Genomic DNA, 18,166 nt, shown 5'->3' on the forward strand with positions numbered 1-18,166 from the left:
ACCTCACCTGTGCCCGGCTGTGGTTGACGGAAGCCAGCACGCTGGTGCTGCGCAATGGGCTGCGGCTGCTCGGAGTCTCGGCACCGGAGCGAATGTGAGTACGGACCGCTGCCCACTCCCCGCTAAGAGGCGGTACTCCCCCCGGTGTTTCATCCCGGGGGAGGAGGGGGCTGCGATCTAGCTGATGCTCTGGGTCCTTCACGAAACCGCCTGCGCAGCTCGGCGCGATCCAGAGCGTTTCCGACGCCGTGATCACGCCAGCCGTGATCAAGATCATCCCACGGCAGGAATCAGTGACGTGACGCCCCGAGGAGACGCTGCGCGCTTCCCTCGGCGACTCTCGCGCCATCACCGCCTTGGAGGCATCACGCGTCCAGGACCCGAGCCCGGCGGTCCGGAAGAAGGCGGGCTGGTACGCACCAGGCGGGACCATCTGCGGACGGACCGCCCGCCACAGCCCCAAGTAACGGCAGAGCACTTGGGCTTCCACCCGCGTCGGCAAGTTCCCGCTGCGCCAGGCATCGTTGCGTGCCTGCTGGTGGCCGAGGTCAGGCTGGGACTGCCGGGCACCTGCCCGGTTTCGGTGGGCGTTGCGAGTCGTGGGCGGCTTCCCTATGGCGGTTCGCGGTTGGCTTCCGCTTCGTGGTGCTGGCTCTGGTGGGGTTAGCGGGCGAGGGAGACGGCGAAGGGCTTGAAGCCGTGTCGGCGCAGCAGGTGGGGAACGACCAGGATCATGGCCTCGGTGGCGCGGGCTGTGGTGATGTCGCCCAGGTCTTCGATCCATGCGGGTTGCCAACCGAGGTCGCCGAGGAGGTCGGTGACGGTTTTCTTCGCGTGCTCGTCGTTGCCCGAGAGGTAGACGGTCGGTGGGGTGGCGAGGGTTTCGGGGTGGGTCATGACTGTGAAGAGCATGGTGTTGAGGGTTTTGACCACACGGGTGTCGGGGAGGGCGGCTTGGAGTTGTTCGGCGAGGCTGCTGCCGGGGTAGCACAGGTCGCCGGGCAGGCCGTCGTCGGTGTCGCGGGTGGCGTTGGAGACGTCGATGAGGATTTTTCCGGCGAGTTCGGTGCGTAGGTCAGTGAGGCGGTCCAGGGCGCTGTCGCCGGGCGTCGCGTTGATCACGATGTCTGTGGTGCGGGCGGTGGTGCGCTGGTCGGTGAAGGAGATGCGGGGATCTGCGTTTTCGGCTGGAGCTGCGGTCCGCTCCTTCGGGTTGCGGCGGCCGAGTACGACGTGGTGTCCGGTGGCGGCGAGCTTGCGGGCGAGATTTGCGCCGACGCGGCCGGTACCCAGGATGCCGATGCTGGTCATGAGGTGATGCTCCTTGCGAGTGTTGGTGGGGCGAGCGGGAACGCGGAGTGCTTCGCGGTCAGGCGATCGGCGAGAGGACGCTGAGGGCGGCGGCATGGATGCCGGGGGCGGCGGCCAGGAAGTCGCGGCTGCCCGTGCTCCAGGGCCTGCCCGCCAGGTCGGTGACGGTGCCTCCGGCCTCGCGGACCAGCAGGGCACCGGCGACCAGGCCGGAACGGACGTCGGAGAACTGCCAGAAGGCGTCCATGCGTCCGGCGGCGACATGGATGAGTTGCAACGTGGCGGGAACGGACACGCGTACGACGAGGCCGCCCGTGAGCATGGCGGTGACCGACTCGCCGATCCGTCGGAAGGTGCGCTCGTCCTCGCCGGGCTTGGCCTGGCCGGTGCCGACGAGTGCGGCGCCCAAGTCGGTCTTGGCGGATACCCTCAGTGGTCGGTCGTTGAGGTGGGCGCCGCGGTCGGCGACGGCGGTGTAGGTGTCGCCGGTCAGCGGCAGGTGGACGACGGTTAGGACCGGCTGGTTGTCGCGGACCAGGGTGGCGGTGACAGCCCAGTCCGGCATGGCGTGGACGTGGTTGATGTTGCCCTCGGCGGGGTCGACGACCCACCATTCCCCGGGTGGGAGCGCGCCGCCAGCCAGCTCGTCCTCGGCCCACTGCGATCCTCGCCTTGCCCGCAGCAGTGGTTCCCGCAGCACGTCCAGCACGGCGTCGTCGTTGGCGTGGATCTCGTCGATGACCTCGCTCAGGCTTACGCCTCGGGCGTGCGGGGTGTAGCGGTCGCGCAGCGTGAGGCCCGCGGTCTTCACCGCGGCGGTCACGTCGGAGATCAGCGTTGGGTCGGTGTCGAAGGGCATGGCTGTGCTCACGGTCGGCTCCCTGGGGTTCGGTCAATGCGGGGCGGCTTGCCGCGCCCGCACGTCGACGGTAGGCAGCCTGAGAGATAACAACAAGTGCATGCTTTTCACTCGTAGAGTTACTCTCATGCAACTGGATTTGAACCTGCTCACGGCCCTAGACGCGTTGCTGGAAGAGGGCAGTGTCGCCGGTGCCGCGGCCCGCCTGCACGTCACCGCACCGGCGATGAGCCGCTCCCTGGGCCGCATCCGCAAGGTCACCGGTGACCAGATCCTGGTCCGCACCGGCCGCAGCATGGTTCCCACCGCCCGCGCGCTGGCCATGCGCGCCTCAGTCCATGCTCTGGTGCAGCAGGCCCACCAACTGCTGTCCGCACAACAGGAACTCGATCTGGCGGTGCTGGAGCGGGAGTTCACCGTGCGTTGGCACGATGCTCTGACCGCCGCTTGCGGAACTGCCTTGATCGCCGCGGTCCATCGCCAGGCCCCTGGCGTCCAGTTGTGCCTGCTCGCCGAACCCAGCACGGACACCGCCGAGTTGCGCCGGGGTGAGGTCGACCTCGAATCCAGCTCCAGTCGGCCTACGCTCCCCGACATCCGCCACCGCCTCGTCGGCCGCGACCGGCTCGTCGTCGCCGTCCGCCCTGGCCACCCGCTCGCCGAAGGCCCGCTGAGCGTCGAGCGCTACGCGGCCGCTGAACACCTCACCATTTCGCGGCGCGGGCGCCTGCGCGACCCGGTCGACGACGCCCTGACCGCGCGCGGCCACGAACGCCGCGTCGTCGCCGCAGTACCCACCACCGCCACCGCGCTGCAACTCGTCCTCGACGCCGACTTGGTGGTCACCGTTCCCGAGGTGGTCACCCGTGCGGCTCGGGACCAACTCCGCCTGACCACACTGCCGTTGCCACTGCCGATGCCCGACGTCCCGCTCTACTTGCTGTGGCACCAGCGCTACGACGGCGACCGCGCCCATACCTGGCTGCGCGACCTGGCCACCGAAACCGTGCAGGCACTGTTCGCACCACCGACCGGCTCCCTACAGACCGTCACCTTGCGTACAGAGCACTGACTGCCAACCCCAGACAGTGCACAAGACAAGCCGTGATCGCCCTGAGCTGGACATCCCTACCCCTGGCAGAAAGCACCGGTTAGCCTCGCGTTTTCACCAGCCGGGGCATGCTCGACGGCTGTTCGCCATGGCCGTGATCGTGACTGTCCTCGGCATCATCAACGCGCTCTGGCCATGTCCGTGGTCGACTGAGCACCGGAAATCGGCATGCTGCGGGCCATCGGGCTGGACCGGCACGGTGCCAAGCGCATGGTGCGCCTGGAGTCGCTGGCCATCTCCGTTTTCGGCGGTCTCCCGCAACTCGTCCTCCCCTGGGGAGGCCTGGCCCTCTTCGTGGAGCTGTCCGGCCTGGTGGGGTGCTCGCGCCCCCTGTCCCCGCCCGTCGCGCCGCACGGCTCGACCTGCTCAATGCCATCAAGGCGGAGTAGGTCGTGGTCCCGTAGAGGGCGGCGTGCGGGGCGGCGGCCCCGATGCGGCAGTCAGGGCCGGTGGTCGGCCACAGCGCGGCCAGGCCAGATGGAGGCGGCGGTGGATGCAACGACGAAGGGGTATTGACGCTGGCGGTCCAAGTACGCCGGGTGTTTTCGGCCCGTGTTGGCCGTTCCCCTCCAGGTGGTGGGAGCGTTAGTCGTGGGGGAGAGGCTGGCGGGCCACCCGGGTTGGCGGTGGCCCGCCACGCATGGGAACAGCACGCTCACCGCGGGGCGTTCGCGGAGTCGGCTGCCGGGTTAGCAGTTGTACTCGGACTGGGCTTCGAGGCTGATCCGGGTGAGCGGACGTTGTCGGTCAATACTGTGTGGCGACTGGCGCGGGCTATGACGCGGCGCGTCTCGGAGCATCCCCTGGGTGCCCTGTGGTCGGCAGTCGTCAGAGCTTGTGCTTGAGACTGCTGTCGGGGTGGAGCCTGCCGGCCTCATCGAGGTCGTTGAGTACCGCGGGCAAGCCGACGCGCAGCATCTTGCGCCGGACGTGGCCCAGGATCTGGGCCATGAAGAACCCGCCGGTTCCTGTGAAGCCCGTATGGTCGTAGGTGAAGCGCGTTCCTGCGGCGTGAGGCTCGATCCGGTAGGCGACCTCGGTGGTGTCGCCGCCGCCGTGGTCGGTCCACGAGTAGCGCAGCAGTCGCGGCTCGTCCACTTCCAGCACGACGCAGTCGACGATGCCGCTCCAGCCCGGCTTCGGCTTCGCGATGAACTGGAACTCGGTGCCGACAGTGGTGGCGAATCCTTCCGGTCGTGCCCCCGCGCCGGTCGCCGTCCACAGGGGAATGAGCGCTGGGTCGGTGACGGCGCGCCAGACCTTCGTGGCGGAGTGCGGATAGTCGTGGACGATGTGGATGGCGCTCATGGGGCTCCCAAGGCAGTCGGGCGCGGACGTCTCACCGGAGAAAATTACAGCAACTAAAAATATACAGTAGCAGTAATGATCTGGTGGCTGGACTACGCTGTCACGCGTGAGCACGGTGGACTGGACGGGATGGCGCAGGCGGGCGGGGGAACCGGCGGCCGAGGGATTGCGGGAGCGGAAGAAGCGTCTGATGCGGCAACGCCTGTCGGACACAGCGACCGAGATGTTCCTGGAGCGCGGCTTCGACGGCGTTCGCGTAGCGGAGATCGCTCAGGCGTGCGGAGTCTCGGAGAAGACGGTTTTCAACTACTTTCCCAGCAAGGAATCGCTCATCCTGGACCTCGATGAGACCACGATGACCGCCCTGCGCACCGGTTTGGCCGTGCCTGGCCGCTGTCCGGTCGACGCGGTGCTGCGGATCCTGTCCGACGAGTTGCACGGCATGACGTCGTGGATCGGCGCACAGGAGGACCCGGTCCAGGCCGCCGCCATGATCAGGCGCTTCCGCGAGCTGATCCGGTCCACGCCGTCGCTGCGCGCCTATCACCGCGACATGACCGACCGTCTCATCGGCGTCGCAGCCGAGGCGCTGGCGCAGCGCACCGGGATGAGCCCGGATGATCCAGAGCCGCAGATCGCGGCAACGGCTCTGCTCGGGCTGTGGCCCATCCAGTTCCGGAGCCTGGGAAAGCATCTGGAGAGCGTTCGCACGCCTCAGCAGGTGCACAAGGCGGTGACCGCCGACGTCCGCCGTGCAGCCAAGCTCATCGAGGCTGGTCTGGCCTCGTTCAAGGCCCTGGGGGAACCGCCGGATACCCATGCCCGCAAGGCACTTTGAGCAAGAGCAATGCCTGCCGACTCGTTGACCGACTCAATGCCCGCCGACTCGTTGACACGCTCAGCCACCTCCCCACCCGCGAGGGTGGGAGCGAACACGGCCATCTCTGGGAATCCTCGAGAGAGGCGAAGCCGGCGGCAGGCCAGTCGTCTTCCCGTGCCCCTCACGCGAGCGTCGAGGATGTCATGTCTTGCGTGCCGATGACGGAGAGCAGCCTCAGCTGAGCCGCGCCCTCGGTGCCGGGTGGGGCACTGAACCACAGCAGGCGCTGGCGTCCGTCCTCGCTGAACAGGCTGTGGCAGTCCAACTCGATGACGCCCAGGGCGGGATGGACGATGCGTTTGTGGTCGGCTCGCCGCAGGGCGACGTCGTGGGTGTCCCAGAGGGTGGCGAACTCCCGGCTGTGTCCGCGCAGCATGGCCACCATCTGGCTCACCTGCCTGTCGCTGCCGCGCCGGGCGGCGACTGCCTGGAGGTCGGCAACGAAGACCCGGGAGTGGTGGGGGTGGTCCTCGGGCGGATACAGGCTCCGGGCCTTGGGGTCGGTGAACCAGCGGTAGACGAAGCTTGCCTCAGGACCGTGCAGCGCCGGGGGGCGGCCGATGAGTGCGGCGGCCAGCGGATTTTGGACGAGGGTTTCGTGCAGGTCGGTGATGACTTGGGCAGGGGTGGCGGTGAGCTGGTCCAGCAGGCCGAGCAGACCGGGCTGGACATGTGAGGTGGGGCCGTGTGCCGCCGCAGGGAGGGGCCGGTCGGCGAGGTGGAACAAGTGGTCGCGTTCGTCGCCATTCAGCCGCAGCGCCCGGGCCAGCGCGGCCAAGACCTGGGCCGAGGGCTGGGCGCCACGCCCGCGTTCCAACTCGGTGTAGTAGTCCGCGGACAGCCCGGCCAGGTGGGCGACCTCCTCGCGCCGCAGACCGGGCACCCGGCGCCGCGGGCCGGTGGGCAGGCCGACGTCCGACGGGCGGATGCGGTCGCGTCGGGACTTTAGGAACGCGGCAAGTGCGGAATGGTTCACGTCCCTATCGTCGCGCGCACCGGTGGACGCAAGCCAGGGGATGGCAACCCCTGGGTGGGGACAGCCCTAGCTGGTGCGGGCACACCGAATCACTCTGGAGCCACGAGCGGGGCACCGCACCGGCGCCCCCTGGCCACGATCCATCCGCCGTGGCATCGCCTTGGCACCTCTAGCAGGAGTGTTCATGTCTGCCCAGGAAACCGCGGACCGCTACGCCACGTCCGAACCCCGCGCGGACCGACCTCGCGTCGCCAACGTCACGGGCGGCTCACGCGGGATCGGCCGGGAGACGGTGAGTCGGCTCGCGGCCGACCGATTCGCCGTCCTGATCGGCTACGCGGGCCACCGCGGACGGGCCGAGGCGGTCGTCGAGGAGGCCATCGCCGCCGGCGGCAGGGCGATCGCCGTCCAGACCGACGTCGCCGACGAGCAACAGATCTCCGCGCTGTTCGCCACCGCGGAGGCAGAGTTCGGGGGCGTCGACGTCGTCGTCCATGCCGCCGGGCGGGCTTTGTGGGCGCCCATCGCCGAACTGGACCTGGCGGAGCTGGACGCGCTCCACCGCACCAACATCCGCGGGACCTTCGTCGTCACCCAGCAGGCCGCGCGCAAGATCCGCAACGGTGGAGCCCCCCCCACAGACCCCAGCCCCGGCAGCGGTGAAGTCCTCTTCGCGCTCGCTGCTGGCGTCCGCGCCGAGTTCTTCGCCGCGTCGGGCTGGACGACCTGCTGACCGCAGGCAGCTTCCCGTAACCACATACCGAAAGAGAACCACGATGCCGTTCGCGAACTTCAAGGTCCCTGCCGGAAGCCTCGACGAGAAGCAGAAGGAGACGATCGTCACCCGTACCACCGAGCTGTACGTCGAGATCTACGGCGAACGCGCCCGGGCCAACACCATGGTCCTGGTCGAGGAGGTCGTGGACGGCGGTTGGGGCATCGGCGGCAACGTGCTGACCCTGGCCATGCTCCAACAGCCCACCGAAGACTGACGTCTTGGGGTGATCCACGGCTGGGGTCAAGCGGTCGCCGGGGCCGCCCCAGCCCAAACCAAGGCTGATGTTCCTCGGCGTTCGGCCTTGACACCATCGTGGTCGATGGCGGTACCGCCGTCGACCACGATCGGGCCGACCGGGTGGCGGCCCGGTGAGGGCGTCCATGTCCTGACGGAGGCGGCGAGTCAGGCTGCACAGTGGTTGCTGGCCGGTGATCTGGGCCTGCTCCAACCAGGCGGAGCTACCGCCAGCCTCACCCTGGAACGCAACTGTGGCCCTCAACCGCGTGCTTGAACACCTGGCCTGCTCACCGATGAGCTGATTTCTCGGCGCTCTCTGCCTCCGCTCCAGTACGACCACATCAACTTCCTGGCCGCGACGCCTTCACCCGGCCGTCGGCTCCGGGACCGCGGCCGCTCCGCGACCCGCACTGCGACGACGAGACGGACGACGGCGAGACGGACGACGGCGAGCCCGGCTGGCCACAGGCCCGCAGGGCCGAAAGCGGTTCGGCCAGGAGTCACCACCTATGACCCGCGGCCAAGGGCTGTCTCCGGTGCTTTCAGGCGCCGGTACGGCTTGCGCGGATCCGACTGCTGGGCGCAGGAGTTGAACACGGCGGCGGCCGCCTCGCACACCAGGACGGGGAGAAGTGATCTTCTCCGCGCTTCCGTCGCCTGAGTTGTAACGGGCGTACTCGGCCGGGAACGCCCGGTCGGTCGAGGTTCCCGTGACGTAGCGGCCATGCTCGCAGGCCCAACGCGGGGCCGGGCTCTGCGCACGGGCGTCTGCGATGATTTGGTCCAGTTCCCCGTCATCCTCGGCTGCCGCGCGCCGGATCACCTCGTTGTGCGGCAGCGGTAGGCGTGCGGTCAGGGCGCAGGCGGCGTCGAAGACACCGTCGAGGACGATGACAGCTGCCGGTCGCCGCTCATAGGCTCGCCGCGCGAGGCGCCAGGTAGCCGTCAAGACTGACGCCGAGCAGTGCGATGCGGGCCGGGTCGACGCCCGGCTGCCGGGTGAGTAAGTCCGGCCACGCGGCCGACCACGTTCTCCCAGTACGGCCGGAAGGTCAGCCCGCCCCGGTGGATGGCCCCGGGCTGGCCGGGGTCGTCGAAGGTCAGGACGGGGTAGCCGCGTTCCTGTCCGCCGACGGCGCCGAAGAAGTGCAACTCTTCGGCGGCGTCGTCGAATCCGGCTGCGCATCACCAGCGTCAGCTTCGAGCCATCGCCCGCCGCCCGGTAGAAGTAGCCGTGCAACACGGTGTCTTCGTACGGGATTTCCACCGGCGTGATCCCGGGGGATGTGGGCGATGGCATCACGAAAGCAGGGACACCACGCTCGTTGGCGTGGCGACGCGCGGGTCGTCGGGCTCGCCGTGCAGGAAGAACTCGGCCGCCCGGTAGGAGGTGGAAGCACGCAGTGAGTCCTGTCCTGTGCGCTGACGGGATGGCTTGCGCGGGCGTCGGCCTCTAGGTGACCGGCGGTGGACAGCCAGGCGTCGTGCCAGGCGTCGTGCCAGCCGTCGTAGTGGCCGGAGGTGACTGGTGAGGCCCTCGCGCCGACTTCGCCGACGTCCGAGCTGCCGTAGACGGCCAGGCCGGGGTTGCGCGAGGTCTCGAACCAGAACTGCTGATCGTCCGGGACGACCAGTTGCTTCAACGCATCTCCCTTTCCACCACGGCGCGGAAGGTCCGCGGGGGTCGACCGGTGAGACGGTGGACGGTGTCGGTGACGCGGTCCTCCGCCCCTCCGGCGATGGCACGGTCCATGTCGGCCAGCATCGCGGCGAACTCCGCCGGGATCTCCGCCGTGAGGCGATCGCGCATCTGCTCGTAGGACAAACGGCGGTGGACCACGGGCCGACTGGTGACCTCGGTGATGATCGTGGCGATGTCGTCGTGACTGAGCGCCTCGGGTCCGGTGAGGACGAGATCGGTGTTGGGGGCTTGCTCGTCGGTCAGAGCGCGGACGGCCACGGCCGCGATGTCCTCGGCGTCGACGAAGCCGACCCGGCCGCTCCCGGTGGCGGTCCAGATGATGCCGTCTGCACGGATGCTCACGGCGTGTGCGTGCGTACCGGTGAAGTTCTGCATGAACCACGAGGGTCGCAGTACCGCCCACTGGTCGAAGAGACCGGGAAGAAGCTGGTGCACCGCTCCCACCGCCGGGCCGCCCTCGGGGATGGCCGAGGAGCTCAGCAGCACCGCGCGCTGCACGCCTGCGGTGCGGGCCTGACGGAGGAACGGCAGCATGACCGCCGCGGGATCGAAGTCGCCCAGGGGTGGGATGAGGTAGACGCGGTCGACTCCGTCGAGGGCGGCGGCGTGGGTGGCGGGGTCGTACCAGTCGAAGGGGACCGGCTCGGCGCCGGCGACCGGGTTGGCCTGACGGCTGGCGGCTTTCACGTGGTGGCCAGCGGCCGTCAGCTGCGCGGCGGTGCGGCTGCCCGTGGTGCCAGTGGCGCCGATGACCAAAGTGGTGCCTGTGGCAGTCATCGGCTGCTCCCGGTGAAGTCGGTGCCGGGCTCGAGGACGGCGAGGGGGTTCCAGTAGTCGCGGTAGGAGGTGATATGCCCGTCTCGTACGGTCACGACGGCGATGTAGGTCATGTCGAAGGGAGCGTCGGTCTCCACCAGGCGGCCAACGCCCCGCATCTCGACAACGATGGTCTCCGGATCGGTGGTCTGATGGATTGTCAGGGCGGGGAAATCGTGCAGATCGATGTGGTCCGGGTAGTGGTGCATATAGGCGGCGACGGCTTCCTTGCCCTCCAGGCGCTGGGGCCAGCCCTCGGGGGCGAAGGGGAACTCCATGAGGCCGTCCTCAGCCCACAGGGCGACCCACGCGGCAATGTTCTTGTCCAGGAGCAGTCGCAGGCTGTGGCGGAACAGATCCACCGCAGAAGTCGGTGCGGACATGAGTATCCTCCAGCTTTAGAATCGGACCCTGGGTCCGGTTTGACGATACGGACCAAGGGTCCGGTTCGCAACTGGAGGAGAGCATGACTGAGCGCAAGTCCCGCAAGGACGCGGCCCGTAACCGGGAAGCCGTGCTCGCGGCCGCCGACGCCCTCTTCGCTCGCTGTGAAAGTCCCGCGGAGGTCACCATGGCTGACGTCGCTTCAGCGGCTGGCGTCGGTAAGGGCACGCTCTTCCGGGCCTTCGGTGATCGCGCCGGGCTGCTCCGCGCGCTGTACGAGGCACGGCTCGAACCGATCAGGCAGGCCGTCGAAGCGGGCCCACCGCCACTGGGACCCGCGACCCCACCGCAGGATCGCGTGCCCGCCCTGCTCGACGCCGTCCTATGCTTCAAACTCGACAACCGGCGCCTCGCGCTGGCCTTGGAGGAAAGCGGAAGCGGCAGCCCTTATCAGGCGGAGCATTACGAGCAGTGGCACGGCCTCCTCCAAGCCATGCTGGAGCAGATCCCCGGCCTGACCGACACCGACTTCACCGCCCACGCCCTGCTCGCCGCCACCCGAGCCGACCTCGTCGAGCACCTGACCGGAGGAGAGCGTGTGCCGCGCGAAAGGATGCGGGCGCAATTGGCGAACTTCGCCACCAGAGTTCTGGGCTTGGGCCCACTACAGGCATAGGCCGCCGAGGACGGATCGAGGATGCTGCCGAGCGTCCACTCCGGCGCAGCCCGTCTCGTCCGCGGCGACCAACTCCGCATCTGCTCACACGGTCAGCCGCTCCGACGGCGTCCGCTTGACCAGACGGATGATTCTTGACCGCTAGGCCTCGGTGATCCGTGGTTTGCGGCCCTATCCCGCCCAGATCTTCCAGACCGTCCAGGCCTGAGCGGTTGAAGGTGCAACCGCTATCGCGCCGTCTTCTCGCTTCAGCTCAACTCGACCGCGATCGCCGGAATCCACCAGCCCTCCCAACTCAACTCGAGCATCTGAGCGCCAACGCCGCATCCAGCGGTGCCTTCCGCACCCGCGCCAACCGACGCAGCACAGCTCCCTCCTCCGCATCACGGCTGCCCTGCTCGCAACGGCACCGGCAAGCACCCGCCCCGAGCACCCGAATCCGTCCCGCCATCAGGTGTTACACCCGCAGAAAGCGGACCCCAGCACTACCTAGCTGCGACCACAATCCTCTCTATCCAAAGGCTCCTTCAGTGACAAAACAGGACTCTCGAAAGCAAGGCGAATAGCTCGACGCGCAACGCCTTCAGGCGCGGATGAATGTGCAACGGCTGAAGGTCGCGGTTGAACGGCCGCTTGCGGTCGGCGGGACTGCTGCCGCGGACCTCACTCCGTCCCGGCCGTGGGCGGTGCCGCGGGCTGGCTTGAACTACACCAGCCTCTGCATCCAGCCGGTATCGGGCCAACCGGCCCTAGCGGAAGACCAGTCGACCGCTTAGCCGGATCTGAGTAATCCACGCCCATGGCACGGTGGCGACCGCGTAGGTGGCGATGAAACGGTCGTAGCGAGCTGCCTGCGAGCCCGTGGCACCATCACCCACGACCCATCTTCATGCCCGGGTCTGCGGCGTCCAGGCGGGCATGGGCGGCTGCCGCGAGGTCCGCATCGACCTCCACGCACAGCCCCCGAAGGACCAGGCTGAGTCTCAGCCAGCCCCCGAGTAGACGTGTCCCAGTCGGGCGCGCGGCCGCCACCCGACGCGCCCCAGTCCTCCCGACACCACTCCACCCGATCGGCACCCGGCCGATTGCGGCTACTCCGCCCGGCCCGCCAGTCCGGGCACAGCGCTACTTGGACTTGCCAGTCCCTGCCACGGCGGCACTCCGAGCGAAGGCGCACATGCTATCCACGAGATGGCAATAGGCTGGCAAATCTGGCGACTTGACAGGCGGACCAGCAAGCCACTGCTGCCACAGGCCGTCCGGCGCGAGGAACCGTGCCGGGTGCTCGCTGCCTAACGCCCGGTCGAGGGGCAGCAGCGCGCCCAACGCGAAGGCCTGGTCGTAGAACAGGTCGGACCTTCGCAGGTACCGCTCCAGGTAGGAGTCGAGCAGCTTGACGTCGGCCTCGGTGGCGAAGGTGGCGAGGCTGGCGCAGTATGCCGCCCCAGCGTATGGCCCTTCGCTCGCGAGCAGCAGTTCACCGATTCGGCTGCGGAACTCCGTCCTGCGGGACACGGCGATCAACCAGGCCGCTGTCTTGCGTTCACGCCCCCCGCCTTCCAGCAGGACGCTCAGCTCTTGTGGTGTGGCCTCGGCCGAGGCCCGCCCGATCTCCCGTCCACTGGCTTGGTTCCTTCTGCTGTGATTCGTTCCAGCTCAGGGGCCTCTGCCGCGTCGAGGCTGGCGAGGGTTGTGAGGGCGGCTTGCCGCTGGTGGTCGAGGTCGTCGTAGACCTCACGCAGTCCGCGCGTGAATGGGTCGTCCAGGGGATGGGCCTGTGCTTGGAGGGTGAAGCCGGGTGAACTCGTACCGACGCCTTCGAAGTCAAGGAGCACGCCTCCAGTTTTGGCCCCGCGGCTGAGTTCAAGCACCGCCACTCCCAAGCCGGGTGCCCGGTCATTCAGCCGGTGCGCCCCCGGGACACCCGGCCGGTTTCCGGCTACCCATCGGGGCGACCAACACCGATCGTGAGTCGACACAGAAAAGCCCAGTGACCCACGGGCTGTTGACGGAACAACGGAAAGGCTCACTCCTGTGAAACACCGCCCTGCTGCTCTCATGACCTCGCTGCTGGCCTCGACCGTGCTCCTGACCGCCCCGGCGGCGGCCCAGGCCGCACAGGTGCCCTCGGGCCGAACCATCCACAACGCTCCGGCCGCGCCGTCGGTTACCGGCCGCATCACCGGCGTCGGGGGGTGGTGCGTGGACGTCGCCGGTGCCAACACCGCCAACGGCACCCCGATCCAGCAGTACCGCTGCAACGGCACCGCGGCCCAGCAGTGGACGGTCGGCACGGACGGCACCCTACGAGCCCTCGGCAAGTGCATGGACGTCTACGGCGGCGGCACCAGACCGAACACCGCGGTGCAGCTCTACGACTGCAACGGCACCGGAGCCCAACACTGGGCGGTACGCGCGGGCAACATGCTGATGAACCCCCAGTCCGGGCTCTGCCTGTCCAGCAACGGCTACGGCATCCAGCTGTACATCTGGCGCTGTATTCCAACCCCCGGCGGAATATGGCACCTGCCCGCGTAGCCCTCGGCAGCGCGTCGAACTAAACCTCGCCCGCCGTCTCATCGAGGTACGCGCCTGCCGGACTCGGGCAGGCAGCCAGCCTGGACACGACCGGAATCGACCGGGGCGGCACGCTGCTGCCGATGGACGTCACCGGCGACGGAGCCGTCGACTTCGTCAACATCTACGCCGACCCGGACAGCACCTTAGCCATGAACATCTTTTGCCTCGGCGTCTACCTGGACGTCCTGGAACCCGGGACGGTACGCATTGGCGACTCGGTCACATTACGGGCGATTCGTGATACCTAAGGGCCCCTGGTCGGCGACCTCGATATCGACGTCCGGTCCCTGGACGAACTTGCCTGAATTTGCTGGTGAATTGGATGCTACACCGGTCCGGGGCATGACCGAAGTCGTCGTCGCCCGGCCGCGCCACCCGTCTGTCGGCCACGTGTGAAGGGCCACGGACCCAGCCGTCCGGCCTTTCGGCCTGGCGGTAGGAGCGCCAGCACAAGCCGCACTCGCAAAGGTGGGGCATTCGCCGCAGGCGTCAGGGGGGCCCTGCGCAACTGGTCCACGGCAACCTGACCGTCAGCAGCCATGCAGAGGGCGCCACGTGTGTTTACGTGCGGGCGCGCTCGGCTGTGACGTGCAGCCGCGGGCGCCGGCATAGCCGCCTCAGTGGTGGCTTGGCGGGCTATGCCAGCGCCCGCGCCGAGGTGTCTTACGCGGGTGTGAGCCGCTTGAACCACGTGAGGGGGCTGGTGGTCTTCGCCGACTGGACATAGACGCGTGCGGGAATAGCCACCAAGTGCTCCTGGTTGCCGCTGTCGATGTCGCGGAGCACGATGTAGCCGACGTAGTACGCGCCGTTGGCCCGGCCTTCCAGGTAACCCTTCTGCCCCTTGGGGATGTTGATTTCGACGGATGTCTCGAGCGTGTTTTGGACCCTGTTGGTTGAGGTGGTTGCGTAGCTGTAGCTGAAGCTGGCCTCTCCCTGGATCTCGCTCTTCCCGTCGCCGATCTTGGGTGTGATCTTGCCGCCTGCGGACCACCCTTCCGTCACGCTCTTCTCATTGGTGACGGAAGCCGAGACCTTGTAGGTGAGCTTCGCTTCTCCCGCCACACCATCGCTGGATCCCTTCACGGGGTACTTGCCGTTCTCGTCGAGCTTGCCGACGAAGACGCACGGCGCGGTCTGTCCGTAAGACGGACTCTTCGGATCCTTGTTGGCCATGCCGCAGTACTGCTCGGCCTTTTGGCCGCCGCTCCAGGAAAGCACGTCGTCGTTCGTGTTCTGGCGGACATCGTTGTTGGGCTTCTTGCCACCCGGCCATCCGTCGACCAGATGACCAGCGCTGTCCCGCAGTGCCTTGGGGTTCTTGGTGTCCGCCTCGTACTGCCGTGCCGCGTTCTGTGCGTCTTGGACCGCCTGGCCAGGGTCGTACGTGGACTTGACGTCGGCCAGGGCGGCGGGCTTGACGTTGCCGTTGTTGTCCCGGTCCAGCCCGGTGGGGTAGCCCATCACGCTCTCCGAGGCGTTGACCGGCGCAAACTTGGCCATTGCGTTGACGACGTCTTGGTTGTTCCCATACGTGGAAGGGTCGACGCTGGCGTTCTGGCCGGCATCGGCGAAGGCGGGGGCCTGGGAGCCGACCAGCGAGATGGCGGTGAGAACCGCACAGGCAGCTGTCCCGGCTACCCAACCGGCCCCGCGTCGGCTTCCCGTGACATGTGTGAGTGGTGCAGACATGGCAATACCCTTCAGTGAGGCGCCGACCGGCATAGCCGACGCAGGTACTCGCGGATGTGGTGTGGCCACCGGAATCGGTGGCAAAATCCCTGACAGGGATGTGCGAATGACGGCAGTGCGGCAGAGGGTGTCCAAGGCCCAGCGCTGCATTGCCGCCTGGAGTTCTTCGAAGAATGGCCCGGACTTCGTGTGTGTGAAGTCCGGCGGCTGCGAGGGCCTGTGAGCCCTCTGTTAACCACAGGGACGGAAGCTGTCCCCACATTGGTTGCTCTGAACTCGCCGGTAAGTTTCGCTGATTTCCCAAGAGCCGCAGAAGGACTTCGCCAACTGTCCGAGCGCAGCGGCACGGGAGTACGACGCGGAAGAAGCGGAGCGGCTCCGCGATGGCGCCACCAGCGCGTGCGAAGACGTCGCATCCTTCAACGTCCGTCACGAGGGGCAGGTCACGCTGGCGCGAACCCCAGACGCGTCCGTTCCGGGCCTGCGCTGGCAGTGCCGCCCACGACACCAACCGTCCCGTGGGCGGTCTTGAGAGTCACCGAGCATGCCGTCTTGATCCTCACCCGCTCGCCCGGGGGTCCTGGCAGCCGTGAGCGGTGGCCAACGCCAACAAGGCCCTGACGGACAGGTGGGCCCTCCGCCGGATGACGCAGCGTGCCCCTACAGACGGAGCGTGTAGCGCGTGCGCCGTACCTCTGCGGTGTCGACCTGTCCCGGGTCGCGCTGCGGGCCGCCAAGGAGGCGGCCAAGAACCATCCCGCCGACGCTCCCGGCGGCCTCGGCAGCGCCCGGCGGCGGGGCTGGTCCGTCCGGCGCTATCGGCAGAGTCGTTTGTGCTGGTTACGGGCTTGTCCGCGGTGGTCGCGGTGTCCGCGGACGGAGTGCGGACAACCTCGTCGGCGATAGTCTGCGGCCCCTCGGGCGTAGCAGGGGGCGCGATTCCGATCTGCTCGCGTACGGCGGTCATCCGGCCGCGGTGCGCGTCGAGTTGGGCGTCTGCCTCTTCCAGAACGCGGTCGTACTCCCACAGTTGCGTGAGCGGCGCCGACCCGGCCGATCCAGTGCCGGTCGGGTGCGTGCCGGGCTGCCGAGGGTCGGGGTGATCTTGTTGGCGGAGGAGCGCCTCCCAGGCCTGGCGGTGTTCTTCGGCCTTCTGCTGGGCGACGATGCGTAGTTCTTCGGCTTCCTCCCGCTCTCGCCGGGCGCACTCCAGGCGGGCCTCGTCTTCGGTCAGTTGTCGCTTGTGGTCGCTCAGCTGCCGCTGGATCGCTGTGACGTCCGCTTCGCGCAGTTCGGAGCGTGCGTGGTCACGTTCCCTTTCCAGGTGAGTGCACCGCTGCTGCAGGTCGGCGATCATGCTGAGGAAGACGTGGATGAGCTGGGTGAGGCCCAAGAGCGTCTGCTGGGCCTGTACCTGGCCTTGACGGGCCTGCATCGAGGCGGAGCTGCACTTCCACCAGCGTCTGCTGGGCTTGCACCTGGCCCGTACAGGACTCATCGAGCCGCAGGTGGAGCTGAGCTACTTCGGGTGCGGCGGACGGAGCCGGGGCGGCGGCCACGTGGCGGGCGATCGATGCCTGCTCTGCGGCGTCCAACAGCTCGCGTCCTTGCCACTGGTTCCGCCCGAACCGGAACCGGGCCTCCAGCTCGCGCAGGGTCAAGGGGCCGTCAGCTCCCGCAACCACGCGGTCAGCTCTTCGCTTCCGGTGTCTGTCCATCCAGCGGCGCTGACCGCGCTCCCGGCCGCCGCCGACCCGCTCTGTCCTCCGGCATCCCGGCCCCCTCCCCGTGACCCTGTCCCCGTCTGCGCGGCCTGTCCCCGATCACCTGCTGCCTGGCCTGCATAGACGCGCGACAGCCCCGACGGACAATCGGATCATCCGCTCACTATGGTCTCCATCCATTCGCCGCAATCGCGTGAAGGACCTTCCGACGCGCTCTTCCTCCCGTCGTCGCATGGACTTGATCGTCTTCACGGTCATCCTGGCCACCGGCGTACTGCTGACCGCCATCGGTGTCTCAGCGAACTCCCTGGCCACGATCAGCGTCGCTCTCACCGGCCTGTACAGCGCCTGACAGGGGCCAACCACGTACCGACCGTGCTGTTCGACTGGGACGGGTACGCCCGCCCCCACCCCCGCGGGAACCGCAGTGTTGGTGAGGTGCGGGAGGGTTTGCGCTACGGCGTTTCCGCAACAGGGTTCCATGACGCCTGCCGCTGGCGGCAGGCCCGCGCCCGGCAGCGGTCCGAGCAGTACACCGCCGACTTCGACCGGTCTACCCTCTCAGGACGAGGCTGAGCACAAGTACGCCCTGGCGCAGGTCAAGCGCAAGCGTGGGACTGCGGGAACAGGCCGACGAGCGCGTCGGGATGGCAGCGGCGGAAGCGGTGATCGAGCGGAAGTCGGGGGCCTGGTCGGTGGCCAGGAACCCGAACGCGACGTCGTCGACGCACCTGCGCTCGATCGCCCGGGAGGAACGCACGCCAGTGGTGTAGCCGTAGATCAGCAGGCGCACCATCAACCTGGGGTCGTAGGGCGGGTAGCCGCGCTTCCCCCGGTAGTCGGCCAGGATCGGCGCGAGGTCAAGGGTCTGGTCGACCAGCTCCGCGACAAACCGGGCCAGGTGGTCCTCGGGCAGCCAGCCATCCAGCGACGGCGGCGGCAGCAGGACCTAGTGCGGGTAGAACGCCCTGAACCGCCTACTCAACGCCGCAGGGCGTGCCTGCTGCCGCTTCGGCTCGACCGGCCCGACCTGGAACAGCCCATCCGATCACGCATACCAGTCGGAAGCGCGGGCGTTGAGTTGACAGAACAGACACCGATGAGACGGGCGACCAGTTCTCCAGAGTGCACG

The 18,166-nt window shown here is 68.1% G+C and carries 16 protein-coding genes and 4 pseudogenes; 10 read left to right on the forward strand and 10 right to left on the reverse strand.

Going from position 1 to position 18,166, the window contains the following annotated elements; genetic code table 11:
- Nucleotides 1-17: 17 nt before the first annotated feature.
- Nucleotides 18-98, forward strand: a complete 81-nt coding sequence (locus NON19_RS22450; RefSeq protein ID WP_255930763.1) for a DALR anticodon-binding domain-containing protein — start codon at nucleotides 18-20, stop codon at nucleotides 96-98.
- Between the two features lie 565 nt (nucleotides 99-663).
- Here NON19_RS22450 and NON19_RS22455 read toward each other — a convergent pair.
- On the reverse strand, nucleotides 664-1,311 hold the full coding sequence (locus NON19_RS22455; protein ID WP_255930697.1) for an NADPH-dependent F420 reductase: 648 nt from the start codon (nucleotides 1,309-1,311) through the stop codon (nucleotides 664-666).
- Nucleotides 1,312-1,369: 58 nt separating this feature from the next.
- Nucleotides 1,370-2,170 (reverse strand): inositol monophosphatase family protein, encoded by an 801-nt coding sequence (locus tag NON19_RS22460; RefSeq protein ID WP_255930765.1) that lies wholly within the window; start codon nucleotides 2,168-2,170, stop codon nucleotides 1,370-1,372.
- A gap of 127 nt (nucleotides 2,171-2,297) precedes the next feature.
- Between NON19_RS22460 and NON19_RS22465 the strand changes: the two genes are divergently transcribed.
- Both NON19_RS22465 and NON19_RS22470 read left to right on the forward strand, forming a co-directional pair.
- On the forward strand, nucleotides 2,298-3,242 hold the full coding sequence (locus NON19_RS22465) for a LysR family transcriptional regulator (RefSeq protein WP_255930698.1): 945 nt from the start codon (nucleotides 2,298-2,300) through the stop codon (nucleotides 3,240-3,242).
- A gap of 118 nt (nucleotides 3,243-3,360) precedes the next feature.
- A pseudogene (locus tag NON19_RS22470) lies at nucleotides 3,361-3,670 on the forward strand (FtsX-like permease family protein); the annotation flags it as partial.
- A 439-nt stretch (nucleotides 3,671-4,109) separates the two neighbouring features.
- Here NON19_RS22470 and NON19_RS22475 read toward each other — a convergent pair.
- Nucleotides 4,110-4,589 carry an SRPBCC family protein gene (locus NON19_RS22475; protein ID WP_255930699.1) on the reverse strand — a complete coding sequence of 160 codons (480 nt, stop codon included), beginning with the start codon at nucleotides 4,587-4,589 and terminating at the stop codon, nucleotides 4,110-4,112.
- Between the two features lie 106 nt (nucleotides 4,590-4,695).
- Here NON19_RS22475 and NON19_RS22480 point away from each other — a divergent pair, with 106 nt between their 5' ends.
- Complete coding sequence (locus NON19_RS22480) at nucleotides 4,696-5,427, forward strand: TetR family transcriptional regulator (protein ID WP_255930700.1); 732 nt, start codon at nucleotides 4,696-4,698, stop codon at nucleotides 5,425-5,427.
- Between the two features lie 163 nt (nucleotides 5,428-5,590).
- Here the strand turns inward: NON19_RS22480 and NON19_RS22485 are convergent, their stop codons facing one another.
- Complete coding sequence (locus NON19_RS22485) at nucleotides 5,591-6,445, reverse strand: MmyB family transcriptional regulator (RefSeq protein ID WP_255930701.1); 855 nt, start codon at nucleotides 6,443-6,445, stop codon at nucleotides 5,591-5,593.
- 184 nt (nucleotides 6,446-6,629) lie between these two features.
- Between NON19_RS22485 and NON19_RS22490 the strand changes: the two are divergent.
- Nucleotides 6,630-7,076, forward strand: a pseudogene (locus tag NON19_RS22490) (SDR family NAD(P)-dependent oxidoreductase); the annotation flags it as partial.
- A gap of 145 nt (nucleotides 7,077-7,221) precedes the next feature.
- Nucleotides 7,222-7,437: a tautomerase family protein gene (locus NON19_RS22495; protein WP_152773282.1), complete on the forward strand. Its 216-nt coding sequence runs from the start codon at nucleotides 7,222-7,224 to the stop codon at nucleotides 7,435-7,437.
- Nucleotides 7,438-9,099: 1,662 nt separating this feature from the next.
- On the opposite strand, the gene NON19_RS22500 is transcribed toward NON19_RS22495, so the two are convergent.
- Nucleotides 9,100-9,939, reverse strand: coding sequence for an NmrA family NAD(P)-binding protein (locus NON19_RS22500; RefSeq protein ID WP_255930702.1), 840 nt, complete (start codon nucleotides 9,937-9,939; stop codon nucleotides 9,100-9,102).
- On the reverse strand, nucleotides 9,936-10,361 hold the full coding sequence (locus NON19_RS22505; RefSeq protein ID WP_255930703.1) for a nuclear transport factor 2 family protein: 426 nt from the start codon (nucleotides 10,359-10,361) through the stop codon (nucleotides 9,936-9,938). The genes NON19_RS22500 and NON19_RS22505 overlap by 4 nt, the downstream gene beginning before the upstream one ends.
- An 83-nt stretch (nucleotides 10,362-10,444) precedes the next feature.
- Between NON19_RS22505 and NON19_RS22510 the strand changes: the two genes are divergently transcribed.
- The gene (locus tag NON19_RS22510) at nucleotides 10,445-11,038 is read left to right on the forward strand and encodes a TetR/AcrR family transcriptional regulator (protein ID WP_255930704.1); all 594 of its coding nucleotides are present in this window, start codon (nucleotides 10,445-10,447) and stop codon (nucleotides 11,036-11,038) included.
- A 749-nt stretch (nucleotides 11,039-11,787) separates the two neighbouring features.
- On the opposite strand, the gene NON19_RS33760 is transcribed toward NON19_RS22510, so the two are convergent.
- Nucleotides 11,788-11,916, reverse strand: coding sequence for a hypothetical protein (locus NON19_RS33760; protein ID WP_372514236.1), 129 nt, complete (start codon nucleotides 11,914-11,916; stop codon nucleotides 11,788-11,790).
- 247 nt (nucleotides 11,917-12,163) lie between these two features.
- Nucleotides 12,164-12,667 (reverse strand): annotated as a pseudogene (locus tag NON19_RS22515) (DUF6000 family protein); the annotation flags it as partial.
- A gap of 429 nt (nucleotides 12,668-13,096) precedes the next feature.
- Here NON19_RS22515 and NON19_RS22520 point away from each other — a divergent pair.
- Entirely contained in the window at nucleotides 13,097-13,576 is a 480-nt protein-coding gene (locus NON19_RS22520) for a ricin-type beta-trefoil lectin domain protein (protein WP_255930705.1), read from the forward strand.
- A 122-nt stretch (nucleotides 13,577-13,698) separates the two neighbouring features.
- Nucleotides 13,699-13,866: an MOSC domain-containing protein gene (locus NON19_RS22525; RefSeq protein WP_255930706.1), complete on the forward strand. Its 168-nt coding sequence runs from the start codon at nucleotides 13,699-13,701 to the stop codon at nucleotides 13,864-13,866.
- A 415-nt stretch (nucleotides 13,867-14,281) separates the two neighbouring features.
- Here NON19_RS22525 and NON19_RS22530 read toward each other — a convergent pair whose 3' ends face one another.
- A complete protein-coding gene (locus tag NON19_RS22530; RefSeq protein ID WP_255930707.1) occupies nucleotides 14,282-15,310 on the reverse strand; it encodes a hypothetical protein in 1,029 nt (342 codons plus the stop codon).
- Nucleotides 15,311-16,286: 976 nt separating this feature from the next.
- Here NON19_RS22530 and NON19_RS22535 point away from each other — a divergent pair.
- The gene (locus tag NON19_RS22535; RefSeq protein WP_255930708.1) at nucleotides 16,287-16,484 is read left to right on the forward strand and encodes a hypothetical protein; all 198 of its coding nucleotides are present in this window, start codon (nucleotides 16,287-16,289) and stop codon (nucleotides 16,482-16,484) included.
- A 1,164-nt stretch (nucleotides 16,485-17,648) separates the two neighbouring features.
- On the opposite strand, the pseudogene NON19_RS22540 reads toward NON19_RS22535, so the two are convergent.
- A pseudogene (locus NON19_RS22540) lies at nucleotides 17,649-17,980 on the reverse strand (transposase); the annotation flags it as partial.
- Nucleotides 17,981-18,166: the final 186 nt, after the last annotated feature.

It is taken from the genome of Streptantibioticus rubrisoli (assembly GCF_024436055.1).
Classification (GTDB): domain Bacteria; phylum Actinomycetota; class Actinomycetes; order Streptomycetales; family Streptomycetaceae; genus Streptantibioticus_A; species Streptantibioticus_A rubrisoli.

Excerpts from the sequence above, each read along its gene's own strand:
- NON19_RS22530 (WP_255930707.1), bottom strand. The coding sequence starts at position 15,310 with ATGTCTGCACCACTCACACATGTCACGGGAAGCCGACGCGGGGCCGGT.
- NON19_RS22460 (WP_255930765.1), bottom strand. The coding sequence starts at position 2,170 with ATGCCCTTCGACACCGACCCAACGCTGATCTCCGACGTGACCGCCGCG.
- NON19_RS22455 (WP_255930697.1), bottom strand. The coding sequence starts at position 1,311 with ATGACCAGCATCGGCATCCTGGGTACCGGCCGCGTCGGCGCAAATCTC.
- NON19_RS22505 (WP_255930703.1), bottom strand. The coding sequence starts at position 10,361 with ATGTCCGCACCGACTTCTGCGGTGGATCTGTTCCGCCACAGCCTGCGA.
- NON19_RS22495 (WP_152773282.1), top strand. The coding sequence starts at position 7,222 with ATGCCGTTCGCGAACTTCAAGGTCCCTGCCGGAAGCCTCGACGAGAAG.
- NON19_RS22520 (WP_255930705.1), top strand. The coding sequence starts at position 13,097 with ATGACCTCGCTGCTGGCCTCGACCGTGCTCCTGACCGCCCCGGCGGCG.
- NON19_RS22475 (WP_255930699.1), bottom strand. The coding sequence starts at position 4,589 with ATGAGCGCCATCCACATCGTCCACGACTATCCGCACTCCGCCACGAAG.
- NON19_RS22500 (WP_255930702.1), bottom strand. The coding sequence starts at position 9,939 with ATGACTGCCACAGGCACCACTTTGGTCATCGGCGCCACTGGCACCACG.
- NON19_RS22510 (WP_255930704.1), top strand. The coding sequence starts at position 10,445 with ATGACTGAGCGCAAGTCCCGCAAGGACGCGGCCCGTAACCGGGAAGCC.
- NON19_RS22465 (WP_255930698.1), top strand. The coding sequence starts at position 2,298 with ATGCAACTGGATTTGAACCTGCTCACGGCCCTAGACGCGTTGCTGGAA.
- NON19_RS22525 (WP_255930706.1), top strand. The coding sequence starts at position 13,699 with ATGGACGTCACCGGCGACGGAGCCGTCGACTTCGTCAACATCTACGCC.